Genomic DNA, 16,164 nt, shown 5'->3' with positions numbered 1-16,164 from the left:
TCACTCCCCCGCAGCCGTTTGTCCGGCCAGCGTCCCCGGGCTGAGGCCGGATCCGGGGTTGAGGCGCGGAGCGAGCTGTTGCCGGAGCCAGGCCTTGACCAGCCGTTCCCAGCGTTCGGGATCCACGTTCCATTCCTTGGTATGCCGGGCGTGCCTGAACGTTTCGAACGTGACCATTTCCGGGTTCCGCTCGGCCAGGAGGGCGGAGGGCCCGTAGGGGACGTACTCGTCGTCAACGCTGTGGATGATCAGCGTGGGGGTCCGCAGTTCGACGGCCCTGGACACCCAGTCCATGACTTTCAGGTCCACCGGCGCCGAAAGGCCGGTCAGGCGGCGGCCCAGCGGGTGGCCCAGCATCAGCTGCCCGTAGCGGCCCACCAGCGACGGAATCCGGTTCAGCTGCGCATGGTGCGCCAGCACGGTGACCCAGTCGATCACCGGGGCGTCGAGCACCATGGCCCGGATCAGGTGCCGGTAGCGGGACAGGTCCGCGGTCTGCAGGCAAATGGCCCCGCCCATGGACCAGCCGAACAGGACGATTTCCTCGGCACCATGGGCCAGCGCATATTCAATGGCGGCTTCAATGTCCTGCCATTCCGTGGAGCCCAAGCCGTAGCGTCCGTCATCGGCCGATGGCGCCAGTCCGTCATTGCGGTAGGACACCAGCAGGCTGGTCAGGCCCAGCTCCAGTGCCGGTCCCACCGCGCGCAGCGCCTCCTGCCGGCTGGCTCCGCGTCCGTGCACCATAATGGCCCAGGTGCGGGCCGCGCCCTTCGCCCGGACCAGCCAGGCCGGCGCTTCCCCGCGCTCCACTGGGACCAGCACGTCCTCGGCTGGAATTCCCACGGCGGCCGGGTCCGGGTAGATGGCACCGCTCCACCATCCCCAGCGGGCCGTGGACAAGTCACCGCTGTAGACAGCTTCCACCTCGCGCAGGACCGTCCGTTCGGCGGGTGAGTAGGAAATGATCCGGCCGATGCGCACATGCCCCTTGCCGCCGTCGAAAAAGAATCCGTAGACCCCGTCCACAGTGGTGTCGTCGTCGGCAGCGAGGATCACCTGCTGCTTGTGCCCGTCCCGGATCACGGCCAGCAGTTCCTTGTCGGCAGCCCGCTGCCGTGCCGGCGTGATGACGCGGCGGGCAAAGTACACGGCGAGCGCGGAGGAGCCTGCTCCCAACAGGCTTGCCACGGATCCGCCGGCGATGGCGCCGCCAATGGCCCACTTTGCCCCGGGAGACATTCCGCCGGAATCCCGGATGGATGCAGTCATTGCAGGGCGCGCTCGCCGGAAAGGTGCCATGGAACTATTCTTACCGGCGTTGCCGCCGATACCCGCATTCCCGGGCACCAACGGCACGGCGCCGCGTGGCCCGCCGGGCCTGTTCCGGCACTTTCAACTGTTGCCGTGCGGGCGTCCGCGGGCGGCGCTAGGCTAAGTCCATGAGTGATCCCATCATCATCCTGACCGAAGAACCCCTGGGCGCGGACGACCGCGTGAACATTGAACGGCTGGTGGATGGGGCGGACAACCGGCTGCTGGTCCTGGTGCCGGCGAACACCGAGCGGCACCTGCTCGTGGACTTCCTGGAAAACCTCTCCATGCTTGACGTTGCCAAGGCGTTCCGGGAACTCGGAGCGCGCAACCCGGACCCCGCCACAGAACGGGCGCACGCAGACGAAACCCTCACCGCCTCGCTCGCGGCACTGGAAGGCCTGGGCTCGGGTGTGAGCGGCCAGGTGGTGGAGGGCAAGGCAGTGGAGGGCCTGGTGGCAAAGGTCCGGGAAACCGGAGCCTCCCAGGCCGTGGTGATCACCAGGCCGCATGCCGTGTCCGATACCTTCCACACGGACTGGGCCAACAAGGCGCAGGACCAACTCGGTGTCCCCGTGCTCCACCTGTACGCGGGCTCGGGATTTATCGGCGACTCCTGAGCGTTGGGAATGCTATGAGCATCTTTGGAAACAGCATTTTCGGGAACAAGGCGGCAGGCGTTGGCGGGGCCGGGGAAAGCACCGCCCAAGAGGGAGCAGCCCAAGAGGGAGCAGCCCAAGAGGGGACTGTTCAAAAGAGTGACGCCCAGTGGCGGGAGGAACTGACGCCGGAGGAGTACCACGTGCTGCGGCAGGCCGGGACCGAGCGCCCCTACACCGGCGAATACTGGGATACCCACACCGAGGGCGTGTACCAGTGCCGGGCCTGTGGCGCCGAACTGTTCACCAGCAACGAGAAGTTTGACTCGCACTGCGGGTGGCCTTCCTTCTGGGCTCCTTTGGCTGAGGGCAACGTGCGCTACATCCATGACAGGACCCTGGGCATGGACAGGATCGAGGTGCGCTGCGGTTCCTGCGACTCGCACCTTGGCCACGTCTTCGAGGGCGAGGGCTATGGAACGCCCACCGACCAGCGCTACTGCATCAACTCCGTGTCACTTCGTCTGGTGGCAAAGGACGCTGGACCAGAAGGGACGCCGGAAAGCTAGGGCACCGGGAGGGCTCTGGGCGGCCTATCCCACAGCGAAGGACCTGTCTCGGTCCTTCCGCCAAAGCAGCGAGGCTAAGCTTTTCTTACGAGAGAGCCGTTTTGGCATAAGTCCTGCTGGTTGCTTGTTACGCTCGCCAGAGAAGCAAGCAACCAGAAAGGCAGCCGACGATGACAGAGACCCTGACCACCGCCGTTACCGGGATTTCCGCACAGAACCAGGACTGGCTCCGGCTCAAGGCCGCCGCCACCGCACTGCAGGGGCTCCAGGTCCAGGACGGGTCCGTCCCCAATCCGGAGGACCACCCGGAGGCAGCCCGGTACGTGGAGGCCATCGTGGCCGCAGTCCAGGCCCTGGCGCCTGCTTTTCCGCACGACGCCGGCTACCTGGGCGCTGCCTGCGCAGATTTTGGGGCATGGGCTGCGGGCGGCTTCGGTGTCCCCGACTTCCTCTCCTCGCTCCTGGAGTTCCAGCCGCAGGAGCAGCGCCGCGACGGGCTGCAGCACCTGGTGGTGTTCCCCATGTACACCCAGAACGGCAGCAGCAACCGGCTGGTGGAGGCCGTGCTGGTCGAGGTCATCTGGCCCGAATTCATTGCCGGGCTGGAAGCCGGGGACTACTCGAACAAACTGTTCGTCCCCATCCGCTTCGTCGACTTCACCCCCGGCTACGACACCAACTCGGCGGTCCTCTTCCCTGAAACGGTGGCCGTCGGCCGCACCCCCACCTTCACCTGGGGCGCCATTTTCGCCGACCGGGAAGCTGCCCGGTTCCGCCGCGTCCTGAAGGCTGCCGCGGAAATCACGTCCCTGGAGCTGCCGGAGGGCGCCGCGGAGTTGCTCGCGGACCAGGACCTCACCGAGGCCACCTTCGTGATGTGGGACCTGATCCACGACCGGACGCACATGCGCGGGGACCTGCCGTTCGATCCGTTCATGATCAAGCAGCGGATGCCCTACTTCCTGTACTCGCTCGAAGAGCTTCGCTGCGACCTCACGGCGTTCCGCGAATCGGTCCGGATCGAACACGACGACGACGCCGACCCCGAGGCACGGCGCCACGCGAAGCTGGTGCAGTACGCCATCATCTTCGATCGGATCTTCCGCTTCGCCATCACGGGCAGCCGGGTCCGCAACTATGATGGCCTGGGCGGCCAGCTCCTCTTTGCCTGGCTGCACCAGCAGCACGTGCTGCACTGGACGGATACCCGGCTTACCATCGACTGGGATGAGGTGGCGGACGCTGTGATCGCCCTGGGAGCCAGCATCGACGAACTGTACTGGCGCTCCATCGACCGCCCCAAGACCGCGCACTGGCTGGCGGCCTACCGGCTGGTCTCGGCCACTGTCACCCCCAACCCGGCCTCCGTGTGGGCCAAGGGCCCGGACGCGCTCCCGTTGGCGGGAACGCCCCGTGGCCTCACGGACCAGGTGCTGGACGACGAATTCCCGCTGTCCATGTTCTACGAAGCATTGGAGAAGAAGATGCGCCCCGTCATCGAGTCCACCGCCGGGATCACCGGCCGCTCCGCACTGTGAGCAGCGCCGGCGCAGCAGAGCCGGTGCACCGCGGCCAGCCCCTCAATGTCCTGGTGGCCGGCGGCAGCGGCGCCTCCGGAATCGCCGTGGCGCGGGCGCTGGCTGCGGCAGGCCACCGGGTAGCCACGGCGGGGTCCGACGGGGCCAGAATCCGCGCAGCAGCGCAGAAGGCGGGCGACGGCGTCACGCCCTTCACGTGCGACCTCGCGGTTTTGGCGAACGTCAGGCAGTTGCGCGACGACGTCACCGGCGCCTTGGGGGCGGTGGACGGCGTGATCCACCTGGTGGGCGGCTGGCGCGGGGCCAAAGGCATAACGGACCAGTCCGACGACGACTGGGACTTCCTGGAGCGCGGCGCCATCACCACGCTGCGCAACGTGTCACGCGTCTTTTTCGACGACCTCGCCGCCTCCGCCTCGGGGAGGTTTGCGATGGTCTCCTCCACCGCCCTGGATAAACCCACCGCAGCCGTGGCCAGCTACGCGGCAGCGAAGGCAGCCGCGGAAACCTGGACCATGGCCATGGCCGATGGTTTCCGCCGGGCTTCCGGGGCCGGCGGAAGCCCGGCCGCCGCCACCATCCTGGTGGTCAAGGCGCTGGTGGACGATGACCTGCGCCGAACCCACCCGGAGCGCAGGTTCCCGGGGGCCACTGACGTGGCTGACCTGGCCTCCGCCGTCGTACGCCTTTTTGGCACACCATCCGCCGAACTCAACGGCGCCCGGCTCCGGCTGGCAGATTGACCGCCGGTAGCGCGGCCCTGATGCGGCAGTACCTAAACTGAAAGCGTGAGCAACCCAATGACGACAACAGCAGAAACCCGCACGGGGCTGCGGCTGCACGATCCCAACGTGCGCGGCTTTGCCTCCGACAACTACTCCGGCGTCCACCCCGAAGTCCTTGCGGCACTTGCCGCCGCCAATGACGGGCATCAGGTCTCCTATGGCGAAGACGACTACACGGCGCGGCTGCAGGAACTGATGGTTGACCATTTCGGCCCCGGCATCGAATGCTTCCCGGTCTTCAACGGCACCGGCGCGAACGTCCTGTCACTGCAGTCCCTGCTCCCCCGCTGGGGTGCCGTGGTGTGCGCCTCCACCGCCCACATCAACATGGACGAAAACGGAGCCCCCGAACGCATCGGCGGACTCAAGCTCCTGCACGTCCCCACGCCGGACGGCAAACTGACCCCCGAGCTGATCGACCGGGAGGCCTGGGGCTGGGGCGACGAACACCGAGCCCAGCCGCTCGCCGTCTCCATCACCCAGACCACGGAACTGGGCACCTGTTACACCCCGGAAGAAGTGCTTGCCATTGCTGACCATGCGCACGCCAGGGGCATGAAGCTGCACATGGACGGGGCGCGGCTGGCCAACGCCGCCGCGCACCTGGGCGTGCCCCTGCGGGCCTTTACCCGTGACGCCGGCGTGGACATTCTGTCCTTTGGCGGCACCAAGAACGGACTACTCTTCGGCGAAGTGGTGGTGGCCCTGAACCCCGAGGCAGCCCACGGCCTGGTCTACCTGCGCAAGATGGACATGCAGCTTGCCTCCAAGATGCGGTTCATGTCCGCCCAGTTCATCGCGCTGCTGGAAGGCGACCTGTGGCTGCGTTCCGCCGCGCACGCCAACGCCATGGCCGCCCGCCTCCGCGCCGCCGTCGACAGCATTGACGGTGTCCGGCCCACGCAGAACACCGAATCCAACGGCGTCTTCGCCGTCCTTCCCCCCGGAACAGCGGACAGGCTGCGCAAGTCCTTCCGGTTCTACGACTGGGATGAGGCGGCAGGGGAAGTCCGGTGGATGTGTTCCTTTGACACCACCGAAGAGGACGTCGATACCTTTGCTGCCGCGATCCGCCATGAACTTCGGGATTACCGGGCCGGCCAGGCCGGGTGAGCGGCCGCTGGCGGCGAGCCTTCCCGCCCCGGCCCGTCCCGCCCCGTAATCTGCCAAGGTGAACGCACTTGACCAGGTTCCCCCGGATTTTCTCCACGCCTTGGGAACCCTCAGGAAAGCCCGCTGCCGGAAGGAACTGCGCCTCGCGGAGATCCCTGCCCCCGCGCGGCTGGCACCCTTCGCCGTAGCGCTGGGCGCCGAAGTGATGGCGCCCGGCGCCGGCACGCCCGCCACGCCCGTCCACGGACCTGCAGCCATGGCGCTTGCCGCCGCATCCGCATCGGGGCCGGCGGACGAGGACGAAACGGAGCTCGCCACCGGACGCTTCATCCTGCTGCATGATCCGGACGGCTCGGCGGTCTGGGACGGCGAGTTCCGGATTGTCACGTACATCCGCGCTGAACTGGAACCGGAAATGGGCAACGACCAAATGCTGGGACATGTCGCATGGACCTGGCTGGTGGAAGCCCTGGAAAACCACAAGGCGGCCTACCGTGCTGCCGGCGGCACAGCCACCCGCGTCCTCTCCGAAAGCTTCGGGACCCTGGCCGGGCGGCCCGGGTCCATCGACATCGAGCTTCGGGCCTCCTGGACCCCCGATTCCGCGGATGTCCAGGCCCACCTCGAGGCCTGGTCCGACATGGTGTGCACGTTCGCCGGCCTCCCGCCGCTTCCCGACGGTGTCACTGCGCTCCCGCCCCGGCGCCGAAGCCGGCAGAACGGTTATGGGACAGCCCGGTAAACTGAGGGCATCATGACCCCAAACATTCCGGAAAACACCACAGCCGGCGTCCCGGCTGCTGCTGCCGCACCCCACATCACGGTGGAGGGCTTTGACAGCCCCATCCCCGAAATCATCGATCTCGACTCGCCCCGGGAGGGCGTTCCGCTGGTCATCGAAACACAAGCCGGGTTGGAGCGCTGCGCCGCTGCCATTGCGGCGGGGACCGGGCCCGCCGGTGTGGATGCCGAACGCGCCTCCGGCTTCCGCTATGGGCAACGGGCCTTCCTGGTCCAGATCCGCCGCGAGGGCGCCGGCACCTGGCTGATCGATCCCGAGCCGTTCGAGAACCTGGACATCATCAACGACGCCCTGCGCGGCGTCGAATGGATTCTCCATGCTGCCACCCAGGACCTGCCCTGCCTTTTCGAGCTCGGAATGTGGCCGGACAAGCTCTTCGACACAGAGCTGGCCGCGCGCCTGGCCGGACTGCCCCGCGTGGGCCTGGCCGCGGTCATCGAACAGCTCCTGGGGTTCGGCCTTGCCAAGGAACACTCCGCAGCCGACTGGTCCACCCGCCCCCTGCCGGAGCCGTGGCTGCGCTACGCCGCCCTGGACGTGGAAGTCCTCACCGAGCTGCGCGAGGAACTCATCGAGCTGCTGCAGGCGGACGGGAAACTGGAGTACGCCGAGCAGGAGTTTGCGGCCATCCTCGCGGCGGGCATCGCTCCTCCTCGCGTGGACCCCTGGCGGAAGACCTCGGGCCTGCACCAGATCAGGGACCGCCGCCAACTCGCCGCCGTCCGCGAGCTGTGGCTGGAACGCGACTCGCTGGCGCAGAAACGGGACGTGGCGCCCGGCCGGCTTCTTCCGGACTCTGCCCTGGTTGCCGCGGCGAAAGCCATGCCCGCCACGGTTCCCCAGCTGCTCAGTACCAAGGGCTTCCACGGGCGGGCCGCCCAGCGCGAAGCTCCACGGTGGCTGCGCTGCATCGCCGCGGCCCGGGACCTGGCGGAACTGCCGCCCCTGCACCTGGCCACCAACGCCCCGCCGCCGCCGCGGGTCTGGGCAGACCGCGATCCCGAAGCCGCCGCCCGCCTGGCCACGGCCCGCCCCCTGCTCCAGGAGAAGGCCGGGGAGCTGAACCTTCCGCTGGAGAACCTCCTGACGCCCGACTACCTGCGGCGTGTGGCGTGGCGGCCGCCCGCCGACGTCACTGAAGACTCGATCTCCGCCGAACTGCGGGCGCTCGGTGCCCGCCCATGGCAGGTGGAACTCACGGCTCCGCTCATTGCCGACGCCTTCCTGAACCCGCAGCCACTGCCGCCGAAGGAACCCAAACCCGTCGTTGCCGCAGGCGGCCAATAAGCGGTTCGAGTTAGCCCTTGCAGGCTAAGTTACTCACGAGTAACATCGGTGTGACCGACGTCAGGCTGCTGCCGCCCTCCGGCATGCACCCGGCGCGTTACGTCTCGATGAGGAGTTACACGTGAGCCAGCACGGAACCGGCGCATCACCGCGCACTATCCGCGACGTCGTCTTTGTGGACGGCATCCGCACACCCTTCGGCAGGGCCGGCGAGAAGGGAATCTACGCCGGAACCCGGGCCGACGACCTGATCGTGAAATGCATCCGCGGCCTGCTTCGCCGCAACCCGGCCCTGCCTGCCGGGCGGATCGACGAGGTGGCCATTGCCGCCACCACCCAGACCGGCGACCAGGGCCTCACCCTCGGGCGCACAGCGGCGCTGCTGGCCGGCCTCCCCCGGACGGTCCCCGGTTTCGCCATCGACCGCATGTGCGCCGGTGCCATGACGGCCGTCACCGCGACGGCAGGCGGCATCGGCTTTGGCGCCTACGACGTGGTGGTTGCAGGCGGGGTGGAGCACATGGGCCACCACCCCATGGGTGCCGGCGCCGACCCCAACCCGCGGTTCATGTCCGAACGCTTGGTGGATCCGGCAGCTTTGAACATGGGAAACACGGCCGAGAACCTGCACGACCGCTTCCCGGGCATCACCAAACAGCGCACCGACACCTACGCCGTGGCCTCGCAGGACAAGCTGGCCGCCGCCTACCGGGACGGGAAGATCCAGCCCGACCTGGTTCCCGTTGCCGCCCGCAAGCCCGGCGAGGGCTGGACGGTCCACAGCAAGGACGAACCGCCGCGCCCGGGGACCAGCATGGCCGACCTCGCCGGCCTGCGCACGCCGTTCCGGGCCCACGGCCGGGTCACTGCCGGAAACGCCGCCGGCCTGAACGATGGCGCAACCGCCGCGGTCCTGGCATCCTCCGAGGCCGCCGCGGAGCTGCGGCTGCCCGTGAAGATGCGGCTGGTCAGCTACGCGTACGCCGGGGTGGAGCCGGAGGTCATGGGCATCGGCCCCGTCCCCGCCACCGAAAAAGCGTTGAAGAATGCCGGGCTCACCATCGATGACATCGGCCTGTTCGAGATCAACGAAGCGTTCGCCGTGCAGGTCCTGAGCTTCCTTGACCACTACGGCATCGCCGACGACGACCCCCGGGTCAACCGGTACGGCGGCGCCATCGCCGTGGGACACCCCCTTGCCTCCTCCGGCGTCCGGCTGATGATCCAGCTGGCCCGCCAGTTCGAAGAGGACCCCTCGGTGCGGTACGGGATCACCAGCATGTGCGTGGGCCTTGGCATGGGCGGCACCGTGATCTGGGAGAACCCGCACCACCCCGACTACAGTGGAACTCCTTCCGGGGAGACCGCCGCTACCGTTTCCGAAGGAGCCATGGCATGAGCGCCGCAGATTACCGCAAACTGGCGGACCTTTTCCCCAACGAAACCGTCACCCACGCCTATGTGCAGGACATCGCCCTGCCGGGCACGGCGGGCCGGCCAGGCCCGGGTACCTTCGCCCTGGTCACCCTTGACAACGACCTCGACCACACCAAGCCCACCACCCTGGGCCCCAACACCCTGGTGGAGCTCGGCACGGTCCTGGAGGGCCTGCGCGAGCGGGCCGCCCGGGGCGAGATCGTGGGCGTCGGCGTGACCGGCAAGCCGCACTACCTGGTGGCCGGCGCCGATCTTTCCGCCGTGAAGTCACTGGAAAAACGTGAGCACGGGCTGTGGATGGCACAGCTGGGCCACGACGTCTACGCAACGCTGGCCAACCTTGGCGTCCCCAGCTTCGCTTTCATCAACGGCGCCGCCCTGGGCGGCGGGCTGGAAATCGCCCTGCAGTCCACGTACCGCACCGTATCCACGGGTGCCGGGGCCCTGGCACTGCCGGAAGCGTTCCTTGGCCTGGTGCCCGGCTGGGGCGGCGTCTACATCCTCCCCCGCCTGGTGGGCCCGGAGAATGCCGTGAAGGTCATGATCGAGAACCCGCTGAGCAACAACCGGACACTGTCCGGTGTGGAGGCGTTCAAGCTGGGCATCGCCGACACTCTCTTCGAGCCTGCCGACTTCCTGGAGCAGTCGCTCGCCTGGGCCGCCGGTGTCATCTCCGGTGGGATCGTCCCTGAGCGGGCCAACGCCGTCGCCCCTTCCTCTCCTGAGGCGGCAACCCGCTGGGCCGCCGCGGTGGAAGCCGGCCGGGCGTTCGTTGAGGCCAAGACCTCCAACGCATCCCCCGCACCCGCCAAGGTCCTGGATATCCTCGAAGCGAACCGCACCATGACGGCAGCGGAATCCGCCGCACTGGAATGCGAAACGCTGGCTGACCTGATGCAGACGGACGAGTTCCGCTCCACCGTCTATGCCTTCCTGGACTTGGTGCAGAAGCGTGCCAAGCGCCCGGCCGGCGCCCCTGACCGCAAGCTGGCCCGTCCCGTCACCAAGGTCGGCGTGGTGGGCGCCGGGCTGATGGCCGGCCAGCTGGCCCTGCTCTTCGCCCGCCAGCTGAAGGTGCCCGTGGTCCTGACCGACATCGACCAGGCGCGCCTGGACAAGGGCGTGGCCTACGTCCACGCCGAGGTGGACAAGCTGCTGGCGAAACAGCGCGTCAGCCAGGACGCGGCCAACCGCACCAAGGCCCTGGTGACGGGTTCGGCGTCAAAGGATGTCTTCGCCGACGCCGACTTCGTGATCGAGGCGGTCTTTGAGGAACTGCACATCAAGAAGCAGGTCTTTGCCGAACTGGAAGGCATTGTGGCACCGGAGTGCATCCTGGCCACGAACACGTCCTCGCTCTCCGTGACGGAAATGGCCGCGGACCTGCAGCACCCCGAACGCCTGGTGGGGTTCCACTTCTTCAACCCCGTGGCCGTGATGCCGCTGCTGGAGATCGTCCGGGCCCCGCGGACCGACGACGCCGTGCTGGCCACCGCCTTCGAACTGGCCAGGTCCCTGAAGAAGACCGGGGTACTGGTCAAGGATGCCGCCGCGTTCGTGGTCAACCGCATCCTGCTCAGGCTCATGGGGGAAGTCACAGCCGCCTTTGATGAGGGCACGCCGGCAGAGGTGGCGGACAATGCGCTCCGGCCCATGGGGCTGCCGATGACGCCGTTCACGCTGCTGGCCATGGTGGGCCTGCCCGTGGCGCAGCACGTCCAGGAATCGCTGCACGCCGCGTTCGGCGAGCGTTTCCCGGTCTCCACCAACCTCAAGAAGCTCATCGACAACAACGTCAAGGCGCTGTGGGAAACTTCCCCGGATGGTTCCCGGGCCATCCCCGCTTCCACGCTGGAAATGCTGTCCGTTGGCTCCAGCCCTTCCAGCGGCGAGCAGGTGCTGCGTCGCGTCCAGGATGCCCTGGCTGAGGAAATCTGCCTGATGCTGGACGAGGGCGTCGTCGCCGGGCCGGAGGATGTGGACCTCTGCATGATCCTGGGCGCCGGCTGGCCGATGTTCCTGGGTGGCATCACCCCCTACCTGGACCGGGTGGGAGCCTCCGAGCGGGTGAACGGCAAGCGCTTCCTCGCGGCGGGCGTCGCGTCCCCCGCCGCAGGCTAGGCGGATCGGCGCGCCGCCCGCCCACTGGCGGGCGGCGCACTGCGGGCAGGCCGCCGGCCTGGCGGTCAGGCCGGCGCCAACCCGCCGCCGTCGAGCGTCAGGATTCGGTGCGCCACCGTCCGTGCGTAGCCCAGGTCATGGGTGACCAGCACGACGGCGGCGCCCTCCGCTGCGGCCGAGCCGACGGCGGCGTCCAGCAGGGCCAGTCCGTCGCCGTCCAGTGCCACGGTGGGCTCGTCCAGAGCAAGGACGGCGGGCCTGCGCGCAAGGACGGTGGCCAGCGCCAGGAGGCGCTGGGCTGAGGCCGGCAGCTCGGCGGGGTGCTCGTCGGCGGCCTTCGCCAGGCCGACTGCCTGAAGGGCTGCAACGGCCCGTCCTGGCGCCATGTCCGGACCCACCAGGCGGTCCAGCCCGAAGCTGACCTCCCGCAGTACGGTGCGTTCGAACAGCTGGTCGCGCGGCTGCTGGAACAAGAGGCCCACGGCCGCCGCGGTCCGTCCAACGGGCGCGCCGGAAATGTCATTGCCGCCGACCAGGACAGTTCCCGCGGTGGGCCGCAGCAGGCCATTGAAGTGCCGCAGGAGCGTTGATTTACCGGCGCCGTTGGGCCCGGTAACCGCCACGATTTCCCCGGGCCGCACCGCCAGGTGGACGTCCTGCAGCACCGGGATACCGGGGGTCGGCTCCCCGGTCCGTGCCGCCCTGCCCCATCGTTTGCCGCGACTTTCGTTTTTGCTTTGTGGCCCCGGGTACGCAAAGGACACGCCGCGGAGCTGCAAGGCTGCGGATCCGGCCTGGGGTGATGCAGTCGGCTTTGGCGGCGCCGCAGCCTCCCCTTCGGCTGGACGCCGGATCGCGCGGGGCAACATGCCTGCGCCGTTGCCGCCTTCCGCATGTCCTGTCCCTATGGAGGCCGGAGGCCCGCAGGCGGTAACCGTGCCACCCGACAGCACCACCCAGGTGTCGGCGGCCGGCAACAGCGGGTCCACCATCTGGCTGAGGATCACGACGGCGGTGCCCCGCTTCAGCAGGGCCCGGACCAGGGCGGCAAGATCGTCCGCGCCTGCCGTGTCCAGGGAGGCGAAGGGCTCGTCCATGACCAGCACGGGCGGTCCGGCGATGATGGCGCAGGCGATGGCCAGGCGACGCAGCTGGCCACCGGAGAGCCGGACGGGGTCCTGGTCCAGTTGGTTCCGAAGTCCCAGCAGCCCGGCTGTGCGCTCCACAGCCACCTGCATGCCAGCGCGCTCAGTGCCGGCATTTTCCAGTCCGAACGCAAGCTCCTCGGCCACTGTGGCCCGGACGGTGGACAGGACGGCGCCGGGGTCCTGCGGCACAAAGCCCACGTGCCGGCCCCACTGGGCGGGATCGATCCGGGGGTCCCCCGGGCCACCGTCGAACTCCAGCCGGGTGCCGGACAACTCAAGGAACCCTGCCAGTGTCCCGTGGCCGCCCGGAGGCAGCCAACCGGCCAGCAGCCGGCCCAGGGTGGACTTGCCGCTGCCGGACGCACCAAGAATGGCCGTGAAGGAGCCCGGCGCAAAGGACACAGCCACATGGTGCAGGGCCGGGGCCTGGCCGTCGTGGAAAGTGAAATGCCGGATCCCCGCTGCCAGTACCGGCTTGCCTGGCACGCCGGCATTGCTGTCTTTACTGGCATTACTGGCATTGCTTGGGCCGCTGGTCACCATGGGCTCAGCCACCTGCGCCCGCCTGGACCACCCGGAGAACCACTGCCGCCAGGGCCGCCAGCACCAGGAGCGTCCGGGCTGCGCGCTGCAGGCCCGAATCAGCCACCTCACGGTAGCTGGTCCGCGGCCCGGTATTGCTGAGTCCCCTGGCCTCCAGGGCGGCAGCGCGGGTGCCGGCGTCCTCAATCAGGGAGAGGACCAGCGGAACGGCCTGCAGCCGGAAGGCGCGCGCCCTGGACACCAGGCTGCCGGAGACCACCAGGCCACGTGATTCCTGGGCCTGTCGGATCCGCCGCGCCCGGGCCGTAATGGCAGGGAGCAGGGTCAGGGTGGAGGCCAGGACGAAGGCGAACCGGCCCTGCACCCCGCGGGCGGACAAGGCCGCGACGAGGTCGGGGACGCGGACGCTGAAGGAGAATAACAGCAGGGCCAGGACCACGGCGGCCAGCTGCAGGATCCGCTGCCCGGCGAAGTCCAGGCCTTCTGTCGTGATCCGGGCGGGTCCCCATGCCGCCAGGACAGTCCGTCCTTCGGGGAAGAACAGCCCATGCAGCCACAGCAGTGACAGGCCAAGGGGAACCAGGACTGCAGCAGCCGCCGGCAGCACCCGGCGGGCCGTGCCGCCCGCCAGGGACAGTCCAAGGCACGCGGCAACCACGGCGAGGGACAGCGGCCAGCTGCCGGCCGCCGTCGTAATGGCCGCTGTGGCCACCGCAGCGGCCAGCGACGTCAACGGGTTAAGCCGTTCCCGCCTGGCCGGCGCTGCCGTCCTGCCTGCCGAAGATGCCGTCACAGGGGTATGGTCAGCCCTTCCGTGCGGAATCCGGGGCGGTGCCCTGTGCCGATCCCTGGGCCGAATCCTGGGCGGGTCCCTGCGCGCGGGCGTCAGCCGCAGGAGCGCTGCCGGCCAGGACCCGGTGGCGCCGGATGAACGGGAACTGCTGGCGGGCCCGCCGGGGCAGCGCATAGACCAGGATGGCCACGATGGTGAACACGATCGCCTTGTCCATGGGGTCGGAGATCAGCGCCTGCTTGGTGATGGCGGCCAGGAGGGTGTCACCCATGGCCCGGAACGCGCTCACGATCGCCCCTGTGGCCACGCCCGAGGTTCCGCCGAAGACGAAGGCGGCCACCGGGGCGGAGACCACGCCGGCGATGATCCCGGTCACGAAGCCGGCCACGGGAGCCAAATAGAAGCGGCGGAAGAGGCCATAGCGCGCTGCCAGCCCGGCCAGGCACCCGATCAGCGCGGCGCCTGCGGCGAACGGAAGCACCGTGGGGTTGAAGAAGGACCAGACGATGCTGCTGAGCGCGCCCGTGGCGGCGCCCGCGGCCGGGCCGGCCAGGACGGCAATCAGCACCGTGCCGATGGCGTCGAGGTAGAAGGGAACCAGGGTGCTGCCAACGAACTGGCCGAGCACGATATTCAGGACCAGCGCCACCGGGATCAGCACCAGGGTGGACGCCGGCAGCGTGGGCAGGACGGCGACGATCAGCAGGACCGCGCCGGCCAGGAAACCGGTAAGGGCGATCAGGGCCGATGCGCTGCCCGGACCTCCGGTGATGTCTGCGGGCTGGTTGAGCACCAGGTAGACATAGGTGGCCGCGATGGCCAGGGCGCCGAGGATCTCCAGGAGCCGGCGGCGGGCCGCGGGGCGTTCCTGGGACGGGAGCGTCAAAGAGGGCGATGACATGGGGAATGTTCCTTTGGGTGCAGGCAGTGGCCCGGCAGTGCCGGGCCCTCAGTGTGGCTGCCTATGTCACCTCGGCAGCAGCCGGCGGCAACTGCGCCGGGCCGGTCCGTGCCCCATTCTACCGGGCATCCCAGGCAGCGTCCGGTGCGAAAATGCACGGGTCCCACGACGCCGCGCTCCTGCCGGTTCAGCCCACCCGGCGTGCCAGGTTTCCCACGGCGGACACCAGCTCGCGGAACGCCTGCTCCGGGTCATTGCTGGACACAATCCGGGCGTTGGGGGACGTATCCCAAAGCCCGCGGAAGTCGGCCACCGTGGTGCCCGCCAGGAGCAGCGAATCCGTTTCGACGTCTACGGTGGCACGGCGGGCCGTGTAGTCGAGCGTGCCTGCCGCCACTCCTGCGGCGAAAAAGTCGTGGACGTGGGCGAGGTAGCCCTGATCGTAGAGCCGGTGGAATTCGAAGTAGAAACGCAGGGCATCCGAAAGGTGCCTGATAAGGGTGTTGTCGGAGCTGCTCCGCTTGCCCTCGGGGTCTTCCGGGAGCACCAGCTCGGGAACGGTGGCACCTGCAGCCCGGGCCAGCGCCGCGACGTGGGCCGGGCGGAGCTCCATTCGCTCGGTGGTGTCCAGGGAACAGACGATCGGCAGTTTCTCCAGCGGCCTTCCCCGGTAGGCGGCGTAGACCTCCTTGGCGGCGTGCGGGTCCACGTGCGTGTTCCACTCGGCGGTGGGCGTGGTGTTGCCCTGGTGGTAGAAGGCACCGCCCATGATCACCACTTTGGCCAGGAGGTCGGGAAGTTGCGGTTCCCTGCGCAGCGCCAGGGCGAAGTTGGTCAGCGGGGCGGTGATGAGCGCGGTAAGCTCCCCCGGCCTGGCCCTTGCATGTTCGATCCACAGGTCCACGGCATCGCGTTCGCTGATCCGGCCGGCGGGCTCCGGCAGGACGGCGTAGCCGATCCCCTGTGGTCCGTGGGTCTCAGGGGTGGTCTGCAGCGGGATCGACAGGGGCTTGCGGGCACCCACGGCCACCTGGACCCCGGGCCGTCCGCACAGTTCCAGCAACGCAAGGGTGTTGCGGGCCACCTGGTCCGCGTCCACGTTGCCGGGAGTGGCAGTGACTGCCACGAACTCCGTGTCCGGGAGGGCCGCCAGGTAGGCAAGGGCCAGGGCGTCGTCGATCCCGGTATCAACGTCCAGGAGGTAGGCGGGCACG

The 16,164-nt window shown here is 68.8% G+C and carries 14 protein-coding genes; 9 read left to right on the top strand and 5 right to left on the bottom strand.

Annotated elements, in window-relative coordinates; all coding sequences use genetic code 11:
- Positions 1–1,272, bottom strand: a complete 1,272-nt coding sequence (locus tag FBY33_RS13510; protein WP_142031012.1) for an alpha/beta hydrolase family protein — start codon at positions 1,270–1,272, stop codon at positions 1–3.
- Between the two features lie 170 nt (positions 1,273–1,442).
- On the opposite strand from FBY33_RS13510, the gene FBY33_RS13505 reads away from it, so the two are divergent.
- From FBY33_RS13505 to FBY33_RS13465, 9 genes are all read left to right on the top strand, one after another.
- Positions 1,443–1,934, top strand: a complete 492-nt coding sequence (locus FBY33_RS13505; protein ID WP_142031011.1) for a hypothetical protein — start codon at positions 1,443–1,445, stop codon at positions 1,932–1,934.
- A 14-nt stretch (positions 1,935–1,948) separates the two neighbouring features.
- Positions 1,949–2,482 carry a peptide-methionine (R)-S-oxide reductase MsrB gene (gene msrB, locus FBY33_RS13500; RefSeq protein WP_142031010.1) on the top strand — a complete coding sequence of 178 codons (534 nt, stop codon included), beginning with the start codon at positions 1,949–1,951 and terminating at the stop codon, positions 2,480–2,482.
- Positions 2,483–2,652: 170 nt separating this feature from the next.
- Positions 2,653–4,020, top strand: coding sequence for a DUF6421 family protein (locus tag FBY33_RS13495; RefSeq protein WP_142031009.1), 1,368 nt, complete (start codon positions 2,653–2,655; stop codon positions 4,018–4,020).
- The gene (locus FBY33_RS13490) at positions 4,017–4,763 is read left to right on the top strand and encodes an SDR family NAD(P)-dependent oxidoreductase (RefSeq protein WP_235010562.1); all 747 of its coding nucleotides are present in this window, start codon (positions 4,017–4,019) and stop codon (positions 4,761–4,763) included. The genes FBY33_RS13495 and FBY33_RS13490 overlap by 4 nt, the downstream gene beginning before the upstream one ends.
- A 57-nt stretch (positions 4,764–4,820) precedes the next feature.
- On the top strand, positions 4,821–5,918 hold the full coding sequence (locus tag FBY33_RS13485; protein WP_142032865.1) for a threonine aldolase family protein: 1,098 nt from the start codon (positions 4,821–4,823) through the stop codon (positions 5,916–5,918).
- A gap of 58 nt (positions 5,919–5,976) precedes the next feature.
- Positions 5,977–6,660 carry a DUF3000 domain-containing protein gene (locus FBY33_RS13480; RefSeq protein ID WP_142031008.1) on the top strand — a complete coding sequence of 228 codons (684 nt, stop codon included), beginning with the start codon at positions 5,977–5,979 and terminating at the stop codon, positions 6,658–6,660.
- Between the two features lie 12 nt (positions 6,661–6,672).
- Positions 6,673–8,007: an HRDC domain-containing protein gene (locus FBY33_RS13475; protein WP_142031007.1), complete on the top strand. Its 1,335-nt coding sequence runs from the start codon at positions 6,673–6,675 to the stop codon at positions 8,005–8,007.
- Between the two features lie 121 nt (positions 8,008–8,128).
- Positions 8,129–9,406, top strand: coding sequence for a thiolase family protein (locus tag FBY33_RS13470; RefSeq protein WP_142031006.1), 1,278 nt, complete (start codon positions 8,129–8,131; stop codon positions 9,404–9,406).
- Positions 9,403–11,565, top strand: a complete 2,163-nt coding sequence (locus FBY33_RS13465; protein ID WP_142031005.1) for a 3-hydroxyacyl-CoA dehydrogenase NAD-binding domain-containing protein — start codon at positions 9,403–9,405, stop codon at positions 11,563–11,565. Before FBY33_RS13470 ends, FBY33_RS13465 begins: the two co-directional genes overlap by 4 nt.
- 65 nt (positions 11,566–11,630) lie before the next feature.
- On the opposite strand, the gene FBY33_RS13460 is transcribed toward FBY33_RS13465, so the two are convergent.
- The 4 genes from FBY33_RS13460 to FBY33_RS13445 form a co-directional block, all read right to left on the bottom strand.
- Entirely contained in the window at positions 11,631–13,268 is a 1,638-nt protein-coding gene (locus FBY33_RS13460; RefSeq protein WP_235010561.1) for an ABC transporter ATP-binding protein, read from the bottom strand.
- On the bottom strand, positions 13,261–14,049 hold the full coding sequence (locus FBY33_RS13455; RefSeq protein WP_142031004.1) for an energy-coupling factor transporter transmembrane component T: 789 nt from the start codon (positions 14,047–14,049) through the stop codon (positions 13,261–13,263). Before FBY33_RS13455 ends, FBY33_RS13460 begins: the two co-directional genes overlap by 8 nt.
- A 10-nt stretch (positions 14,050–14,059) precedes the next feature.
- Positions 14,060–14,950, bottom strand: coding sequence for an ECF transporter S component (locus tag FBY33_RS13450; protein WP_142031003.1), 891 nt, complete (start codon positions 14,948–14,950; stop codon positions 14,060–14,062).
- 187 nt (positions 14,951–15,137) lie between these two features.
- Entirely contained in the window at positions 15,138–16,163 is a 1,026-nt protein-coding gene (locus FBY33_RS13445; protein ID WP_142031002.1) for a nucleoside hydrolase, read from the bottom strand.
- Position 16,164 lies beyond the last annotated feature (1 nt).

This window comes from Arthrobacter sp. SLBN-112, from assembly GCF_006715225.1.
Classification (GTDB): Bacteria; Actinomycetota; Actinomycetes; order Actinomycetales; family Micrococcaceae; genus Arthrobacter.
Note: the sequence above shows the minus strand (reverse complement) of the source record. Positions and strands in the feature narration are given on the sequence as shown.

What these genes read in the sequence shown, in the direction of transcription:
- FBY33_RS13510 (WP_142031012.1), bottom strand. Translation starts at nt 1,272, where the DNA reads ATGACTGCATCCATCCGGGATTCCGGCGGAATGTCTCCCGGGGCAAAG.
- FBY33_RS13505 (WP_142031011.1), top strand. Translation starts at nt 1,443, where the DNA reads ATGAGTGATCCCATCATCATCCTGACCGAAGAACCCCTGGGCGCGGAC.
- msrB (WP_142031010.1), top strand. Translation starts at nt 1,949, where the DNA reads ATGAGCATCTTTGGAAACAGCATTTTCGGGAACAAGGCGGCAGGCGTT.
- FBY33_RS13495 (WP_142031009.1), top strand. Translation starts at nt 2,653, where the DNA reads ATGACAGAGACCCTGACCACCGCCGTTACCGGGATTTCCGCACAGAAC.
- FBY33_RS13485 (WP_142032865.1), top strand. Translation starts at nt 4,821, where the DNA reads ATGACGACAACAGCAGAAACCCGCACGGGGCTGCGGCTGCACGATCCC.
- FBY33_RS13475 (WP_142031007.1), top strand. Translation starts at nt 6,673, where the DNA reads ATGACCCCAAACATTCCGGAAAACACCACAGCCGGCGTCCCGGCTGCT.
- FBY33_RS13465 (WP_142031005.1), top strand. Translation starts at nt 9,403, where the DNA reads ATGAGCGCCGCAGATTACCGCAAACTGGCGGACCTTTTCCCCAACGAA.
- FBY33_RS13450 (WP_142031003.1), bottom strand. Translation starts at nt 14,950, where the DNA reads ATGTCATCGCCCTCTTTGACGCTCCCGTCCCAGGAACGCCCCGCGGCC.